The sequence below is a fragment of the Bacillus sp. N5-665 genome, from assembly GCF_022637375.2.
Classification (GTDB): domain Bacteria; phylum Bacillota; class Bacilli; order Bacillales; family Bacillaceae_G; genus Bacillus_A; species Bacillus_A wiedmannii.
In genome coordinates, this window is sequence record NZ_CP093325.1 from 2,390,904 (window position 1) to 2,409,206 (window position 18,303).

An 18,303-nucleotide genomic window follows, 5' to 3' on the forward strand; every position below is an offset into this window, starting at 1 on the left:
ACCTAATTGATAGGTTTATTTGTTATGCACAACTTTAATAGAGTCGTAGAAATTCCAAAGAAGCACACTTGTATATACTTTCTTGGCAATCTTAGCTTGATGGCGATGTGGTGCTACCCCAATTAATGGTCTTTTTGTTCAATCGATAATGCGCGATAAATTTTATGAATAAGCTTGGTAATATTTAAAAGCCACGAGACGCCTTCATACGAGCGTTTCGTGGCTTTTTTGAACTATTCATGCACATACTTTTATACATTGTCCCCGTAACTTTTATAGAACTACTTAAAGTTGCATTAAGTTTTATTCGACCGGTACTTTATTAGCATCCATTTCTATAAATTCATTAAAATCATCTCCCCAATCACAGATAGCAGTTACTACGTGTTCTAGTCGACGACCTATTTCACTAAGTTCATACTCAACCTTTGGAGGTACTATAGGATATACACATCTAGTAATTATTTTATCTTCTTCTAACTCTCTTAATTGTCTGATTAACATGCGTTGATTCACATCAGGAAGCTTTTTTTGTATTTCACTTAATCTTAAAGGTGAACGCTGTAACAAACACCATATAATTGCTATTTTCCAACGCCCTCCTATCACAGATAAAGCTAAATCTTTTCCAGTGAAAAATTCCTTGTCCTTATAATGAATAACCATAATTTTTGATCTTCCTCTCGCGAAAAAATGTTTATAGTGACGAATTTGTCAGTATTGTAATTAAAATTATAAAGTGTAATCTTAGTGGTGTAAACAATAAAAAAAGAAAGTAGGGATTCAATTGAAAAGTAGAGCTGCTGTTGCATTTAAGCCAGGAGAACCACTTCAAATCGTAGAAATCGATGTAGAAGAGCCAAAAGCAAAAGAGGTATTAGTTAAAATACTATATACTTCTGTCTGTCATACAGATGCTTTTACATTATCAGGTGACGACCCCGAAGGAGTATTTCCTGCTGTACTAGGTCATGAAGGTGCAGGTGTTGTCGTTTCAGTAGGTGATGAAGTTACTTCAGTAAAGCCTGGTGATCATGTTATTCCACTATATACACCTGAATGTGGAGAGTGTAAATTCTGTCGTTCTGGTAAAACAAACTTATGTAGTGCTGTACGAGAAACACAAGGTAAAGGTTTAATGCCTGATGGAACAACTCGCTTCTCTTATAATGGAGAGCCACTTTACCATTACATGGGAACTAGTACATTCAGTGAATATACAGTTGTTAATGAAATTAACTTAGCGAAAATCGACGAAAACGCTCCGTTAGATAAAGTTGCCTTATTAGGGTGTGGTGTGACTACAGGTATCGGTGCTGTACACAACACCGCGAAAGTTGAAGAAGGAGCTGTGACAGCTGTATTTGGTTTAGGAGCGATTGGATTAGCTGTTATTCAAGGATTAGCACAAGCAAAAGCAAGTCGAATTATTGCCGTTGATTTAAATCCTGAAAAGTGGGAATTAGCCAAAAAAATGGGAGCAACTGATTTTGTGAATCCTGCAGATTATGATCGCCCAATTCAAGAAGTTTTAGTCGAAATGACAGATGGAGGCGTGGATTATAGTTTCGAATGTATTGGTAATGTTGAAGTAATGAAGTCCGCTCTTGAAGCATGTCATAAAGGTTGGGGCGAAAGTATTATTATCGGTGTAGCCGGTGCTGGTAAAGAGATTCATACTCGTCCATTCCAATTAGTAACGGGTCGAGTATGGCGTGGATCAGCCTTTGGTGGAGTTAAAGGAAGATCTGAGCTTCCAGAAATGGTCGAAGATTATATGAAGGGTGAAATTGATTTAGATTCATTTATTACTCATCATTTAGAATTTAAAAACATCAATGAGGCATTTGACTTACTACACAAAGGTGAATCCATTCGTACGATTTTAACTTATGGAGAGTGAGATAATGAGTCTTAAATGTATTGAACAACATCGTTCTTTCGAAGGAGAGCAACGTAAGTATAGCCATTATTCAGAAGTCTTGCAATGTGATATGAAATTTAGTATCTACTTACCATCAAATAAAGAAAAGAAAAAAATCCCACTTATATGGTGGTTATCTGGTTTAACTTGTACAGATGATAATTTTAGTCAAAAAAGTGGATTTCAATGTTTGGCTGAAAAGCATCAAGTTGCAGTGATTATGCCAGATACTTCACCACGTGGAGAATACGTTTCTGATGTTGCAGCATGGGATCTTGGACAAGGGGCAGGTTTTTATTTAAATGCTACCCAGGATCCTTGGGCACAGCATTATAAAATGTATTCGTATATAGTAGATGAATTAACATCCATTGCTTCGACTATAGTACCTAATTTTTCAGGTGAAGAAAGCATAATGGGGCATTCAATGGGAGGACACGGTGCTTTAGTGATCGGTTTGAAAAATGCTAAGAGATTCAAAGCGGTTTCTGCTTTTTCTCCAATCTTAACCCCTAGTCAAGCCCCATGGGGAATAAATGCTTTCACCTCTTATTTAGGTGAAGACAAAGATTCTTGGAAAGAATGGGATGCTTCAGAATTAATTAAAGAAGATACTATTCCACCTATTCTTATTATGCAAGGTAGTCAAGACGAGTTTTATCCGGAACAATTGGAAGAGCATATTTTCTTAGAGAATGCTCAAAAAAATAGTCAAATAGTAACTTATAAAAAAATGGAGGGATATGATCATAGCTACTTCTTTATTGCCACTTTCTTAAATGAGCATTTCTCTTTCCATATGAAGTATTTAAGATGATTCTTATTTACAACAAATTATGGTTACAACAATACCCACTTCCAATGTCATATGAAGTATTTAAGTTTACAGCAAAATATAGTAACAAAAGTATCCGCATGTAGAGATGTGGGTACTTTTGATTGTTATATTTTGTCATATTATATCGTTTGTAAAAACAAATAAATTGGGAGGAAGAGTCCATGTGGATTAAAAAAATGTTATTTAATTACCGTGTTAAACCACCCTTATTAAAATCTCATTATGAGATTGAAAAGGAAAATCGACAAGTTGACTTAGTTGAAAGTTCAACTGAAAAGTTTGAATATGTTTCGATAAGAGATACAAAATCATATATTCAGCAAGATTTTGCAGAAGTACAGATAGAATTTATTCAGCCTAATACTAAAAAATTACAAGACATTATTAATTACTTAGCAGCTATACGCGAAATCCCTTATCTTTTCGCAGATAAGAATAAAATGCTTTGGCCATTAATATCCAAGTGCTGAATTCCAAAAAAATAAAGGCTATAAATTTATCTATTTTTATATTAAATATTTGAGTTGATGGGAGGTACCAGTTTATATGGAAATGAAAAAAATGTTAAACAATGACCGTATTAAACCATATTTATTAAAAGCACGTTATGGAGTTGAAAAAGAAAGCCAACGAGTTGACCTATCAGGAAGTTTAGCTAAAACGGAACATCCAAAAAGTATTTCAGTAAGAGATGAACATCCTTATATTCAGCGAGATTTCTCTGAAACACAAATGGAATTAATCACACCTGTTACCGAGACACTAGAAGATTTATTTAATTACTTAGCAGCTATCCATGATGTAGCCTATCGTTCTATGGGGGAAAACGAAATGCTTTGGCCATTAAGCATGCCACCACAGTTGCCAGAAAAAGAAGAAGATATTGTTATTGCAAAACTTAATAATCATGAAAATGTTTTATATCGGCGATATTTATCTAATTCTTATGGTAGACGAAAACAAATGATTAGTGGTATACATTTCAATTTTGAATTTAGTGATGATTTGATTCAGGAATTATTTAAATTACAATCAGAAATAAAAGATTATAATCAATTTAAAACAGAAATTTATCTGAAAGTCACAAGAAATTATTTACACTATCGATGGTTAATAACTTATTTCTTCGGTGCTTCTCCTAGTAGTGAAAAGAATTCCTTTGAAATCAATCCTTTAAATAACGCCGTAAGAAGCATCAGAAATAGTATATATGGTTATAGCAATGATAATGATGTTCAAGTATCCTATAGTAGTATACAGAACTATATATCCGATCTTTCTACACTGGTGGATAAAGGGATTTTATTAGAAGAAAAAGAATTTTATGCATCTGTCCGTTTAAGGGGAGGTCCTCAAGTTTCAGATTTAAAAAATCATGGTATTCGTTATATTGAATTGAGAAACCTAGATTTAAATCCTTTTGAAACATATGGAATTAGCCATGAACAAGCAGAATTTCTACATCTTTTCCTTATTTATTTACTTTGGATTGATGAATGCGATAATAATGATGAATGGGTAAAAACCGGTGACTTTCTAAATAATGTAGTGGCTCTTGAACATCCGTTAGAACATACGCAATTTAAGAGAGAGGCTGAGCTTATTATTGATGAGATGGAAAATTTAATAGGGATGTTAGACATAACGGTTTCCAATACCTTATTTGTTAACTTGAGAGAAATGCTAACAAATCCAAGTAAGACTTTAGCTGGAAGATTTTATAAAGAGATTATAAAAAGTAGTCAAAGTCAGGTAGCTACCCGTATTGCTAAAGGGAATTATAGGAAATTATGGGATAAACCGTATCAATTATCAGGATTTACTGACATGGAGTTATCTACACAAATTTTAATGTTTGATGCTATTCAACAAGGAATACAAGTAGACGTTTTAGATCGACAAGATCAATTTTTAAGACTAAAGCTAGGAAATCATGTTGAATATGTGAAAAATGGGAATATGACTAGGAAAGATAGTTATATTTCACCTTTAATTATGGAAAATAAAACAGTAACAAAGAAAATTCTTCAACAGCATGGATTTCGTGTACCAATAGGTGAGGAATTTAATGATATAGAAAAAGCCTTACGTTCCTATGATTTATTTGCAAGAAAGCCTTTTGTTGTAAAACCAAAAACAACAAATTATGGATTAGGAATATCTATCTTTAAAAAAGCCGGAGCAAGTTACGAAGACTATCAAAAAGCACTCACATTAGCATTTAAAGAAGACTCATCCGTATTGATAGAAGAATTTGTTTATGGAACAGAATATCGATTTTTTGTGCTAGATGACAAAGTTCATGCTGTTTTATTACGAATTCCTGCTAATGTTGTAGGGGACGGTACACATACGATTGAAGAATTGGTCTTTCAAAAAAACTTGGATTCATTAAGAGGAATGGACCATAGGACACCTTTAGAAAGTATACAATTAGGTGAATTGGAGGTCTTAATGCTTAAAGCTCAAGGATATCAAAAAGATTCAATTCCAACAAGTGGCGAAATTGTATTTCTGCGAGAAAATTCTAATGTCAGTACAGGTGGAGACTCTATTGATGTGACAGATCAAATTCCCGATGATTATAAGAAAATAGCTGTAGATGCGGTATATGCACTTGGAGCTAAAATTAGTGGTATAGATTTGATTATTGAAAATACAGAAGTTCCTGCAGCAAATAAAAATGCTTATGGAATTATTGAGGCAAACTTTAATCCATCAATGTACATGCATATATATCCGTATAAAGGTAAATCTAGACGTTTAACTATGCATGTATTACATTATTTATTCCCTGAATTATTAGTTAGTAATTACAGATAGTTAAATTTAATGTTTATGTTGTAGAAATAACATCCTAAAATTAATTAAAAAAGCCCTTAGATATTGAACTGTACCCCGAATCATGGGGCTTTTTTTTAGTGTCCATGATTCGGGGTACAGTTCAATGTGTTAGAAAGGATAACTTTTTTATTAAATAGTATTAAATTTCTTAAGTTCAAAAGTGGATAAGAAGTACTTTACATTTCAGCTGTAGATAAAATACAGATATTTCTTATGCGCAAGGAAATCCTTTTAGTAATTTTAGATGATTTAAAACATTTATTGTAAGTAAATGTTTTGATTATTATTTAAGGACATGTTGCAGTCATTATTTTATACTGTTACTTTCTACGAACTCAGAGAAGCTATGAATAAACTTTAGGATGAATTGCAATTCATCGATATTTTTTTGATGGATTAGAGAAGTAATGATACTCAGAAATTTAGTTATAATTGTTACTGGATTTAATTCCGTAATTTTTTCCAGTTAGCTAAGATAGGGGATTCTTCTTTTACAATTTTTTTTAGACTATTTTTTTCTTCGTTATTTTTGAGGGTTAAATCAGGATCGAGAAATGAGTGAAGGTTGTCCAAATTATCAAAAGCCTTCTGATTTTTTGATACAGATATTTGATTTTTTAAGCCGTACTTTACTCTATATTTTTCGACACCACTATGATGAGCCATTTCTAAGGTCATTTTTTCATATTTTTTAATCGTTCCTTCCAGTTCAGATATTTCAAGTTTTAGTGAATTAATTTGCTTCTCAAGTATATTATTTTGTAATTTAAAGTCACTATTTTTGTTTAACGATTCATGTAGTAAATTTTCACATGTTAGCAAATGTTCTAAAAGCTTTGGTTTATCATGCATATACTTATCAACGATATCAGAAAAGTTAGGTATTTCATGATGATCACCTAATTCTGACACGACTTTAATAGTAATTGGTTCGTTTGCTAGGTTAATTATTTCTCTTCCCCAGTTACTCCAAACATCTTTATTATATGTTGATGGAAATTCATCGGGTTTTATTTTATTCATTTCTTCTGAAAATCTTACTAAATGAGAGATTTTAATTATTCCTGAAGGATTTCTTTCTCTGTAAAGATAAACTAATTTCTTTAATCTAGTTTGTTCCGCCGGATTGTCATATTTTCTTTTACGTCCAGCACCTTTGGGGTTTTTTAATTTGCTCAATTATCTCACCTTTTATTCGAAAATTTTTGAAATCAGCACAGCATAATCATGAATTTCACTGTTTGTTAATTTAGACTCTCTAGCCAGTTCAGCTAGTTCTAAAGGATTTACTCTACAAGATTTATATTCTATTTTAATATCTTTATAAATTCTGGATAGTGTTTGTGCTCTAATTTTTAGTTTTTTGCTGTATTCAGTTTTTAATTCAACAATTTCTTTAAAATTACTTTCTATTTCTTCACGAGGGATCCAATTTTTAGAGCAGAAAATGCAAATTCTAGATTCACATCGTCTTAATTCATCTGTGCAATAGCCAATTTCGACTTCCTCTTTATACTCAAACATTTCCTCAGGAGCTAAGGACCTGCAAATTAAATCCTTTATTACAAGCGAGGAGTTATAGTTTGTATCCCTAGATGAATTTGTTAAGCGATTTAATAATGTTGCTTCATACGCTTTGGAATCTATAAAAAATTCAATATGTTTTTGATAGTGGTATTGTGATTCAATATGTTGATGACCAGCCATACGTGCAATAGTTAATGGATTAAATCCTTGAATCATCATACTACAAATTGCAAAATGTCTTGTGTCATTCGGTTGGATTTTGATAATTTGTTTCTCAGCAGTAAATTCACTCAAACCATCATTAGATCTTAATTTTATTACGTTATTTTTTTCTTTTAGCCACTTTGATTTGTCTATTGGTTCCAGACCATATATACCCTTTAAAACTTCAGAATAAAAAGCATGTAGTAAATTATTAAACATATAAAGAACAAAATGGTTTTGATTTAATATCCTACGTTTTGATTGTGTAGGATAGTTTAATGTACTACGATATACAGTAGCTGATATAAGAGTGGTTGTTTCACCGTACGAATCTGAAATGTGAATATAGCGTTCTATGAGATTGTAGAGCTCTTTAGAAATCGGTAGGGTATTAGGTACTTCAAAAGTTTTTGATGTAGCTTTTTGTTTTTGTCTAGGCAAAGTTATAAAAAAATCATTACCTTGAATAGATAGGCAGTTTCTTTTAATAGAACAAAACTCAGAAGGTCTCATTGGTATAACAGATGTTAATTTCCACCACAATAAAACTGGAAAAAACTTCAGTTCTAATTTTTCATCCCAAACGTTAGTGAATGAAGTAAGGATAAAACTAAACCTGATAATGTCTTTATAAGGGGGGAGGTCTCTGGTGTTAGAAAAGAAAAACTTAGATACTATTGACCGTAATTGATTTGAAAATAATTCTATTTTAGATTTAGTTACTTGACTACCATATATATAGTCCAGGAAATTTATTCCGGAAATTAAAACGTTGTATCGAACTGATAATTTAAATTCATTTAAAGAAGCTTCTATTTCATCGATATCAAGGCATGATAAATAATTTGTAAGAAGCAAAAAATTTTTTAAGTTATTTAAATACACTGTTGCAGAACTAGGTGCTACTGTCAGTAAATAATTTAAAATCCAACACTTGGCTTTAATTTTAATTTCAGTATCCAAGATGTCCTGAAAATTAAAATATTTACGTATATTTAGTTCTTTGTTATTTATTAAAACCCAGGAATCATCATCGAATTTTCCATCTAAAAAAACTTTGTTTAAAGTAAGTTCTGCAATAATTTCTTTTGCATTTTCAATTGAATGCTCTTTTAGAAACTCATCCTCCGAAAATTCCTGAGGATAATTAATTCCATATAAGTTACCTTGAATTTTCATTTGTGACAAGAAAAGATCACTCCTCTATAAGGGTTAATTGCTGTACAAAGACATTTTCTCCGCCAGTATAAAAACTAAATACATAGTCCTCACCAAATTTTTCTATTGCTTTAATAAGAAGGTGTTGTAATTTAAAAATAGTATTTTGTTCTCTTTGTTTTACTCCATTTTTGTTTGTATTTTTATACCTTTGAATGCTATCATCAAATTCATTGAATATGGAGGTTAGTGCATAAACGTTATGCACTGCAAAGGGACATTGATTACAACTAAACATGTTAGATGGTCTATGACAATTAGGATAAATTAAACATTGTGCATCTAAGTTTTTTGATGGCATATGTCCTAAATACATTTTTCGCATGTGTTCAAATGCTTGATCTGGGGTTAAGGATAAGAGTTTATCCATTAAATTTTGTTCTTCATCGTTCATTACTTTAGATAAAAAATAAGAAAAATTTTCAACCTCAAATGGTTCGAAAAATCGTTTGAGTTGGCAAATGTCTAGTGTTCTTTGGGATAACGTACTTTCACGCTTATCTGTAAGAAGTTCAATTAAATGGTCATATAAAAAGCCAAATTCTCCTCGAGAAAATAAGTGGAGAGAGATTGTATTTCCTCCATCACTTATGTATTCCTTTGTAACTTCAGTTTTATGTTTACGTAATTTCATCACTAGTTCAAATGCTGAATTACCTTTCCCTTTTTTCTCTTGAATAGAATAAAATAAATGTTCCATCAATGAACGGTTAGCGATTAAAGGAGAAAATTTAATGTGTTTTAGATTCATATTTCTTCCAAAAAAATGATTAAAATCACTCCCTTTAATAGTATTCTTCTTTTTTCTTTCGGTCGTAAAGTCCATTATTGTTGGAATATTAGACTTCCGTCTATGAAATTCACAAATACACAATGCAGTTACCATTGGTTCAAGTAGGTCAAGATTGCATGTGAAATCCCTAGGCATTCCGTTTTTAGCTGTAACTAAATTATAACTACGGATAATATTTATAATTTTTTGTGCCTTAGGTTTAGTAATTTTATGATGCGTAAGCCAATCAATGTTAGGGATACCAATAATTTCAGGCTGGATAGGGGGTATTCGAAAAACATCACTAGGTCTCCAAGCGTTAGTTAAGAGTATTATGACGAATAACCATAAATTTGCATACTGTTTATCAATAATAGCTTGATGTAAGTGTGCATCGATTTTCTGTGCATACTTATAAATTTCTAGCCAATCATCAAAACAAAGTTTTTCTTGTTCTTTTTTAAGCCTTTGTTTACGTGGATTGGGTAACTTTTTTAGTGAATATCTACATAATCTTTCTTTTTCTATAAAAGTTAAGATCCTCCATAAACAGGTTTTATGATGTGTTGAGGAGCATTTCTCAATAAATAACTGTACTTCAGTATTATTGAAAAGATAGAGTTCTTTTTTGAGGGGATATTTAATTAAATATTCTATCGCAATTAGATATTCTCTTTTATAACTGTTTAATGTATCAGGGTTAGCTTGTTTTGCTGAAAGATTTTGCTCAGTAAAAGACTTTAAGAGATCTGCGGTTTCTTTAAGGCTTTCAGGAAATTTTCTTAAATCAATAAATGATTTTATATAATCGCTAAGGCTAAGGTGCGATTGTTTAAAAATAAGGTGAGATAGTTCTGGGCTATCTAAAAAAAGTTGTGCTTCTTGTTTATCATATAGATAACTACTTAAAATATTGGTGAAAAACTTCATATGCAACGGTACCTTTATAGAAGAGATAGGGATGTATTGAAAGTTATTTGGTAACTGTAATTTTTTTAATAATTCAGCGCGTGTATAATATTTTTCTCTCAGTTTTATTATTTCTTTTAAGTAATTATCGACTTCTTTTTTGCTGATTTTCCAAAACTTTTCTTGATTAATTGGTTCTATATAATCTTTAAAAAGGTTCTTATATTCAGATTTTTGCAGCAGTTTATATAAGGTTTTTTCTGTTCTTGAGGAAAGAGATGCGATACCTTTTAAAGTATAGTAGTCATAGATAGTAGAAGGGATATTGGGATTCGGAGAGTAAGCCTCTTCTATACTTTTTAAGTCATATCTTTCTAAAAGTTTAAATGCTTTTTCTTTTTTTATGTATATTTGTTTACTTATAATGAGCTTGTCATTGTTTGAAAAAACCGAAAGTAAATGTATGTGTGAAAGTTTTAACTTATTCTCTATATGCTCTAGCTTCAAATACTTATTTTCCAATAAATCTAAAAATGAATGAACAGACTCTTTTGTTATCCAAAATGTATTGTGGCCAGCGTTTTCATTAATTATTCCATATTCCGTTTTCCGAAAGGTTAAAAACCCTTCTTCAACTAGAGCCATAATTGAACATAAGCTACTTTCAGCGTATCCAAGCATTTTTTTTACTGCAGAAACTGAATAATGCTCTTCTAAAAAGGTCTGTTCTTCTGCGGCGACTGCTTCTAGTTCTTCGATAGGATAATACAAGCCGCGTTCACTAATATTAGGAGGAGCTATAATAGGATTTAATTTTTTGATTTTTGTATAATATTTAATTCTAGCAAATCCAAAACCATATCTTTTATTAGCTTCTTTTGTGGAAATATGAGTAGAAAATAGTAATCTTTTTTTATCTAAAGTATTTCTAAAGGTGAGGGAAGATTCTTTTGTGATGAAAATATACTTTCCGTTGATCGGAAAAGTTAATTTTATTATTTCAAGAAGGTGAAATTCTTCAGGGAAATGCGATTGAAGATTCTGAATGCCGGTATACTTCGGTATCTGTACAAATTTTGTAAAATCATTGATGTTGAAAGAAGTATCAATTATTCCTTTTTCATAATCTAAGTATTGTAGTATGGAATCTTGCTGATAATATTTTCCGTTAAACTTAATTAGGTTTAATTCTGCTAACCGTCTAACTTTATCTGCACTGAAACCAGTTAACTCAATAACTTCTTTCTGTATTAGTAATCGACTCAAAATTTACAGCACCCTCTCTTAAAATGGAATTTATAAAATTATTGTTATATTGCTGTGCTAAACTAATTGCTTCTTCATCTAAATTATCGTTGGTGTTCATGTTCTCTTGATACATCTGTTGTAACCCTTCTTGTATTTCTTCACGAATTGCTTCTTTGCTCATATAAACAAGGGCAGATTCAAGACTTTTATCTCCTCGAAGAATAGCTAACTCAGCTGGACTTTTAACGATCTTTGCCATCAGATTAGTATATATTCGTCGACCAATATGCGTCCCCCAGGTATTAGATGAAAGTAGAGAGAAATAAGCAGGCATTTTCTTTTTTACAGTCATTAAAAATTTACGCTTAACTTTATTAAAACGAGCATCATAAGTATCACCACTCATTGGATTACCATTATTATCAACAAATAGCGCATTATGTCTGTTCGATTTTTGTAACGTTTCTAATCGTATCTTCAAACTTTTTAAAATAGGGACTGAAATAGTTGGGATAACTTGAATGGGTTGTATAGGGAAAAGTTTAGTATTTCTTTTAACTGAGCAAGATGAAATATCATTTAATCTTTCCCATATATAAGGTTTGTAGCCTATCCTAACAGATAAACCATGTTCTCCATTAGGACCGATTTCGCGAAGGTCACTTCGTAAGATATTAACAACTTCACCTCTGCGTAATCCACCAAATATTTGTAGATAAATCCCAAAAGAAATTTCTGGCGCTACCAAATCAGATACTTCTAATAATAAAGTAATTAATTTGGGGTGAGGGAAGTGCTCTAGTTTAAATTCATGTCTTGTAACGTTTTTTGCTGGGAGTGAAAAACCATTTCCAATAAAAATAGAGCTAATTATTTCTTTATTATTTGCTTTGTATGTATGTTTTTCAATAACATCTGCTAATGCACCTTGAAGGATGTGTTGATCTTTTAAGAATTTTAAAAAATATCTTAAGTACAGATCTGCATGTTCTAAAGTCCCTCTAGACCTGTATACGCTATTTCTATCTTTCTTTTTTTTATATTTAGTGGTTTTTAAATAATTCAAGAAATCAACACCATGTGATAAGGTAAGTTGTTTTAAAGAATTTATTTGATAAGTACTGTATTTTTCAATTAATAGCCAATTTAAGAACTGTACAATGACATCAGCAGCTCTTTTTTGCGAGTTAAAATTGTGATCTGTTTTCCCATAGCGTTGTTTAATAAAATTGGTTGTAGGGTGAACTCTAAAAAACTTAGTCTTAGTGTCTTCAACAACTATAGTTGCATACTCCACTTGATAGTCATTTCCAATATCGACACATGCTTTCTTCACACTGAACTTGATATTTCTATTATTCGGATCCAATAGCATCCTCCTTTAGTAATCTAACCAATGCTTAAAGTCCTCCTAATTGATTAATCTCTTAAAATATCATCTTGAGATAAATTAAGTTTATCTGTAAATTATCTGCTAATCAACATATAATTCAGAATATTTATTTTAAATTTTAATTATTAGCGAAATCACCCACATAAAAGGTTATACGAGATTCCTCGCAGAAAAGACATTCTTGTCGTAAATCCAATTATGGGGGCTTATATTAAATGCTCCAATTATATAACAAAATTGGCTTTACAATACGTTCCTATTGAGGATTTTCACCAATACAGTATAGATGTTCTGTTATATTAAAGTAAACCAAAGAAAATGGTTTACTTTTTTCGTTTATGGCTTAGAAAGAATGTGTTTTAATGGTGTACTAAAAGAATTCCAGTACACTATTAATAAATCCAGAAAATGAGGTGAGAATTGTAGGATGAAGCATGAAAATACGTATGGATTAAAAGTAAAAAAAGCTAGTAATGGAGAGATTCTAAGATATTTAATTGTGGAGGATGGTATTCCTGTACCAGAAGTATGTTTATGGCTTGATTTTGTTTCAATAAATAGCTATTTAACAGGAGAGAGATATGCTTATGCTTTATTACAATATCTTAGATATTTAAAAGAGAGGAATATCCATTATAAAAATGTGACTAGAAAGGGAGTCATAGAAGAATATGTGAAGCATCTTTTAGGATTAAACGAGAAAGTTTTAAATGTTGATACGAATATGACTTACACAGCCGTGAAGATGAACATTAGTGTTCTAAAAGGCTTTTATTACTGGCTAGAGGACAATATGAAAATTATTCATAATCCTATTCTCTACGGAAATAGCGATATAAAAAATACTAAATTTAAAGAAACAAAATTTTTATACGGACAGATATGGGAGTTTGATGTAGAAAAGACAATTTTGAGTAGATTAACTTACAAGCAAAAAAGAAATCATCTAAAGTGGTACAGCGAAGAAGAAAAAGAAATTATTTCTAATTATTTACCAACTGCACGAGATAAACTTATTTTCCAAATTAGTATCGAAACTGGTATGAGAATTGGTGAAATATTGGGTTTAAGATTAGAGGATTTTGATTCTCATAATAATTGGCTTTCAATAATAAAAAGAGACAATATTAAAAATTATGCTAAAGCGAAAACAAAAGAAAGAGAGGTACCAATTTATGAAACCCTTTCTGAACAAATACAAATATACAAAGAAAATGAAAGGAGAAAATCAGATGTTTACTATAGTGAATATTTATTTTTAAATCATAAAGGAAAGTATAAAGGAGAACCATTAAAAGCACGTAACTTCTTACACATTTTAAAAAATGCTGCTGAAAAAGCTGGTATGGAACGTTCTGAAATTAGAACACATAGTGGAAGAAGCACCAGAGCCCAAGAATTAGTTGAGATTATGAGAGAACATCCAGAATTAGGTGTGACAGAGGGGTTAATATTAGAAGAATTAGGTTGGTCTAGTGTGAGAAGTTTAAAAGTATATGAGAAAGGATACACGAAGAAGCAGAGAAAAAAAGTAATGGATAAGATTAAAACTATAGTGGTCAATCAGAGTGATGAATAGGAGTGAACAATGGCTAATGTAAAAGTACTAAGAGACATATCACCAGCACAGGGGATTTACGAAATTAACGGTTCTGAAATTAAACTGTATTGGTCAAAAAAATTATATGTAGATAATCCAGATTTTATCCCTATGGAGTGTCTGGAGGTTCTAGTGGATGATGTAGAGTATGCATTGAAAAGCACCGATATAAATTTATTTAAATGTGTCATAAGGAGGAGTCCATTACTAGCAAATAATGTATTGAAGATTGCAGAAAAGGTTTTTTATAATGAATTTTCAGCTCTCTTGAAGGAGGTTTGTAAGGATTTTTATTTCAAGGAAAAGGTGATTAGTAAGCAAGGAATTATTGGATTTTTAATTGAAGAATATATCTATACTGGAAACCAGCATTATATTATAAAAGAAAGTGTAGAAGGATTTTATGCTCAACTAAAAAATGATTTAAAAAATGCCTTAGTTGATCTACGAATAAAAGGTATTAAAAGGATTTTAAATTCATTTCCAGATTATATGAGAAGACAACTTTTATACACTGACTTGAAAGAAGTTTGTTCTAATTATCTAATTCGAATTGGAAAGGCATATATAAATGAACACTTATGTTTTAATAGAAAAAAGTTTGGAGTTTTTGCATTAGGAATTAGTGATATTAATGTACTTGTTATGAACAATATAGATTTTCGATATTTTATGCAACCAATATTTCAACAACTAGAATCTTATTTAATAGAAAAATTGAAAACACACAGATATTCTTTCTCTGATGATATTTGGCTAATTGTTGATATAAATATACAAATTCCAATGATTAGAAAATTGGATTGGACATTTTTACACGGTATAGTAAAAGTAGAGTTGAAAGAATATATACATAGTTATATACAAATGGGAGAGAATGTAAGGGGAGTTGCTAGAAGATTTAGGAATATTCAAATGTTAGGAGCTGCATTGCATAAAATGCAATACAATAAATACTCATCCTTATTAGATGTAGATGTAATTCAAGTGCAGCAAATTATTGATATTTTACAAAAAATCCATAGCAAAACAGGCATGAACTATAATATTAAAACAATACAAAGCTGTATTTCTGAATGTAGACTATTATTTGATTGGATAGTTAAAAAGAAAGAAAAAAATTATATAGAAAATCCTTTTAGGGCAATGATTTTACATAACGTGGATGCATTTTCTGAAAGCGTTACCTATATCCCTGAAGAAGTTATAAATGCATTAAAAGAAAAATTAAGTGAGCTAGCTCCATTTGTGCAATATGCATGGACTATTATGATGAACACCGGAATTAGAATTAATGAAGTTATTAATTTAAAAAAAGAGTGCCTTATTTATGACATTAAAGATAAAATTTATTATCTTAAATTTATTCCACATAAGACTTTAAAGTACAGAAGAAAGCATGGTCTTGAAGATTATCATTATCTTCCTATTAGTGATGCGAATTTGATAAAAATTATTAATCAGCAAATTGAAGATACAAGAGGATTAAGAAAAATTAGTGGAGAAAATAGGATATTTTTAAAGAATACAAAAAAGGGAATCAAACTGTATTCTGGTGCAGAAATAGCGCGAGCGATTAATAAATTAATTCATAAATACAGTATACGCGATCGGGATGGTTTATTATGGAAATATACTCATCATCAATGTAGAAAAACTGTAGCAGTTAATTTATTCACAAATGGTGCAACAGTAGAAGAGGTCAGTGATTGGTTAACTCATTTAGATTCAAAAGCTACTATGAAACATTATCATGACATTGAACTTATGAAAATTGCGAAATTAGATGCTGAATATTTCAATGTTGCGTTCGATAATTTAGATTCAGATATTAAGAATATATATAGTCCATCAGAACTAAAAAATTTAAAGGATGAAATTATGATGGGATCTAGAAGTACACCTGAAGGACACGGAACTTGTATAAAACATGTCTCATTTGGTCCATGTCATAAGAAAAAATGTGTAGGATGCAAGATGTTGATAACTGGTCCCCAAAAGTTGGCAATGTGGAAAAAGCTATATAGCGAACAACAAAGCTATTTAGATGAATGGGAAAAAGTTATGATTGAAAATAATATTGGTGATTGGAAAGATTATAGAGAATATCAAGCGGAGATAAGTTTATTAAAAACATATGATGATACAGTTCAGAAACTAGAAAAGTTTATAAAAGAGAGGTTATCAGAAGATGAACAAAAACAGTATCTCCATAACTAGTATAGATCCATTATATGATGGTACCCTAAGACGAAGACTTATAGATAAAATCCCACAATTAGGAGATTTTGATTTTGCAGATGATGTTTGGTATTACCGTCATAAACATAGAGATTCAAGAGCAAAATTATACTATGTAGTAAGATTTCATAAGTTCAATGAGCCTTATAAAAGTTTATTAAAGTATTATGCATTGATTAAAACTCATTCTGTTTTTGGTATTCAGCAAAAAGTATATTATATTGCAGTTTTTATAGATTTTTTACATGAAAACTATCCAGGAGTTTCTTTGAGAAATATACGTAAAGATATTATTAATGCATATGAATATGCAATTAGTATTGATAATAATTACAAGCCAAATCATAAAAGTGCACTCTATAGAGCAATTAGTGATTTTTTTAAAAGTCTTAAAGGGTTTCCGGAACTACCTCATACTGTCCCGACGAAATCTATAAATCCTTTTAAACAAGTTCATAATCCAAAAAATAGGATTGTTCCTCTTAATGCTATTCAAATGATGGATAGAGCAATGAAGAATATGAATGTTAATATTCCTTTAGAATTCCGTACATTTTACTGGTTAATAAGATCATTTCCAAACAGAGGAACTGAAATATTAAGTATGAAAAGGGAGTGTTTAAAAGCTTTTTATAATGAATATACAATTAGTATTCCTACGTTTAAGCAAAATGGCGGGTATTATAATCCTGAAATGAAAGCGATTCCTGTTATCTATTATGGGCATGGTAAATTTGTGGTGGATCTAATCAAACAATTAAAATTACAAACTGAAAAACTGTTGAAAAATTATCATTTAAATGATGGAGACCAAAAAGATTATTTGTTCATTGGAAGATATCTGACACTACATAATGATGGTAATGGTAGTGTGGATATTAGATATGATAAGAGATATAAATTTGTAAGAAATTTAGACAATATTGCAATGAATAGGTACTTAAAAAGTCTGGCTACAATTATTGGAATTGTTGATGAAAATGGAAATCCATATACTGTAACTTCGCACCAGTTTAGACATAATGCAGTTACAGATAGAATGTATCAAGTTGGTTACACAATGGAGCAAATAGTCAAGTTAACGGGACATAAAAATATTAACATGCCATCTCATTATTTACATCAATTAAAAGAGAGACAAAAAGAAGTCCATTTAAATATAGGGGAACTAAAAGGCATAGAAAATAATGCGGTATCATTTAAAGGAAGAATTATGAATCTTGATCCCCAAACAATAAAATTTTTATCAAAGGATTTAAAAAAATATTTAACATGGGAAGCAAATGGTAAAAAAGGTGTTGGAATATGCGGCGATATATCGGGATGTAATCCTAAAGGAACTTCTATACTTTTTGAATGCTATGCATGTGAATGGTTTATTCCAAGAGCCGATTATTATGATGATTACAAAAAAGAATATGAATACTGGCAAGCTGTAATAGAAAGAATTGGTACGGATACAAGAAGAGCCTCTCAGTTAGAAAATGCCATACGAAATGTTAGCTATTTAGAACGGATAATTAAGATATGTGAAAAAGGTATGGAGCAGTATCAAACAGATATTGTAGATAAATAAAATATAAAA

The 18,303-nt window shown here is 30.7% G+C and carries 12 protein-coding genes and 2 pseudogenes; 8 read left to right on the forward strand and 6 right to left on the reverse strand.

Annotation, left to right across the window (positions count from 1 at the left end):
- Positions 1–303 precede the first annotated feature (303 nt).
- A complete protein-coding gene (locus MNO09_RS14880) occupies positions 304–666 on the reverse strand; it encodes a winged helix-turn-helix transcriptional regulator (RefSeq protein WP_098014577.1) in 363 nt (120 codons plus the stop codon).
- Positions 667–787: 121 nt separating this feature from the next.
- On the opposite strand from MNO09_RS14880, the gene MNO09_RS14885 reads away from it, so the two are divergent.
- From MNO09_RS14885 to gshAB, 4 genes are all read left to right on the forward strand, one after another.
- On the forward strand, positions 788–1,903 hold the full coding sequence (locus tag MNO09_RS14885; protein ID WP_088265993.1) for an S-(hydroxymethyl)glutathione dehydrogenase/class III alcohol dehydrogenase: 1,116 nt from the start codon (positions 788–790) through the stop codon (positions 1,901–1,903).
- A 4-nt stretch (positions 1,904–1,907) separates the two neighbouring features.
- Positions 1,908–2,741, forward strand: a complete 834-nt coding sequence (fghA, locus tag MNO09_RS14890; RefSeq protein WP_241950001.1) for an S-formylglutathione hydrolase — start codon at positions 1,908–1,910, stop codon at positions 2,739–2,741.
- A gap of 182 nt (positions 2,742–2,923) precedes the next feature.
- Complete coding sequence (locus MNO09_RS14895) at positions 2,924–3,232, forward strand: UDP-N-acetylmuramoylalanyl-D-glutamate--2,6-diaminopimelate ligase (RefSeq protein WP_241950002.1); 309 nt, start codon at positions 2,924–2,926, stop codon at positions 3,230–3,232.
- A 76-nt stretch (positions 3,233–3,308) separates the two neighbouring features.
- Positions 3,309–5,585: a bifunctional glutamate--cysteine ligase GshA/glutathione synthetase GshB gene (gshAB, locus tag MNO09_RS14900; protein WP_241950181.1), complete on the forward strand. Its 2,277-nt coding sequence runs from the start codon at positions 3,309–3,311 to the stop codon at positions 5,583–5,585.
- Positions 5,586–5,913: 328 nt separating this feature from the next.
- Here gshAB and MNO09_RS14905 read toward each other — a convergent pair.
- The 5 genes and pseudogenes from MNO09_RS14905 to MNO09_RS14925 form a co-directional block, all read right to left on the reverse strand.
- Positions 5,914–6,027 (reverse strand): annotated as a pseudogene (locus tag MNO09_RS14905) (helix-turn-helix domain-containing protein); the annotation flags it as partial.
- A 23-nt stretch (positions 6,028–6,050) separates the two neighbouring features.
- Positions 6,051–6,785, reverse strand: coding sequence for a hypothetical protein (locus MNO09_RS14910; protein ID WP_098014570.1), 735 nt, complete (start codon positions 6,783–6,785; stop codon positions 6,051–6,053).
- Positions 6,786–6,797: 12 nt separating this feature from the next.
- Positions 6,798–8,525: a tyrosine-type recombinase/integrase gene (locus tag MNO09_RS14915; RefSeq protein WP_098014568.1), complete on the reverse strand. Its 1,728-nt coding sequence runs from the start codon at positions 8,523–8,525 to the stop codon at positions 6,798–6,800.
- Between the two features lie 7 nt (positions 8,526–8,532).
- The gene (locus tag MNO09_RS14920; RefSeq protein ID WP_098014567.1) at positions 8,533–11,502 is read right to left on the reverse strand and encodes a hypothetical protein; all 2,970 of its coding nucleotides are present in this window, start codon (positions 11,500–11,502) and stop codon (positions 8,533–8,535) included.
- On the reverse strand, positions 11,468–12,853 hold the full coding sequence (locus MNO09_RS14925; protein ID WP_098098131.1) for a hypothetical protein: 1,386 nt from the start codon (positions 12,851–12,853) through the stop codon (positions 11,468–11,470). The genes MNO09_RS14920 and MNO09_RS14925 overlap by 35 nt, the downstream gene beginning before the upstream one ends.
- Before the next feature lie 171 nt (positions 12,854–13,024).
- Between MNO09_RS14925 and MNO09_RS31035 the strand changes: the two are divergent.
- From MNO09_RS31035 to MNO09_RS14940, 4 genes and pseudogenes are all read left to right on the forward strand, one after another.
- A pseudogene (locus tag MNO09_RS31035) lies at positions 13,025–13,165 on the forward strand (Y-family DNA polymerase); the annotation flags it as partial.
- A gap of 139 nt (positions 13,166–13,304) precedes the next feature.
- A complete protein-coding gene (locus MNO09_RS14930; protein WP_241950182.1) occupies positions 13,305–14,456 on the forward strand; it encodes a tyrosine-type recombinase/integrase in 1,152 nt (383 codons plus the stop codon).
- Between the two features lie 9 nt (positions 14,457–14,465).
- The gene (locus MNO09_RS14935; protein WP_241950183.1) at positions 14,466–16,697 is read left to right on the forward strand and encodes a tyrosine-type recombinase/integrase; all 2,232 of its coding nucleotides are present in this window, start codon (positions 14,466–14,468) and stop codon (positions 16,695–16,697) included.
- The gene (locus MNO09_RS14940; RefSeq protein WP_241950184.1) at positions 16,669–18,294 is read left to right on the forward strand and encodes a tyrosine-type recombinase/integrase; all 1,626 of its coding nucleotides are present in this window, start codon (positions 16,669–16,671) and stop codon (positions 18,292–18,294) included. Before MNO09_RS14935 ends, MNO09_RS14940 begins: the two co-directional genes overlap by 29 nt.
- Positions 18,295–18,303 lie beyond the last annotated feature (9 nt).

Bases quoted from the DNA above. Each gene is read 5' to 3' on its own strand.
- MNO09_RS14880 (WP_098014577.1), bottom strand. From the start codon at position 666: ATGGTTATTCATTATAAGGACAAGGAATTTTTCACTGGAAAAGATTTA.
- fghA (WP_241950001.1), top strand. From the start codon at position 1,908: ATGAGTCTTAAATGTATTGAACAACATCGTTCTTTCGAAGGAGAGCAA.
- MNO09_RS14895 (WP_241950002.1), top strand. From the start codon at position 2,924: ATGTGGATTAAAAAAATGTTATTTAATTACCGTGTTAAACCACCCTTA.
- gshAB (WP_241950181.1), top strand. From the start codon at position 3,309: ATGGAAATGAAAAAAATGTTAAACAATGACCGTATTAAACCATATTTA.
- MNO09_RS14930 (WP_241950182.1), top strand. From the start codon at position 13,305: ATGAAGCATGAAAATACGTATGGATTAAAAGTAAAAAAAGCTAGTAAT.
- MNO09_RS14935 (WP_241950183.1), top strand. From the start codon at position 14,466: ATGGCTAATGTAAAAGTACTAAGAGACATATCACCAGCACAGGGGATT.
- MNO09_RS14940 (WP_241950184.1), top strand. From the start codon at position 16,669: ATGAACAAAAACAGTATCTCCATAACTAGTATAGATCCATTATATGAT.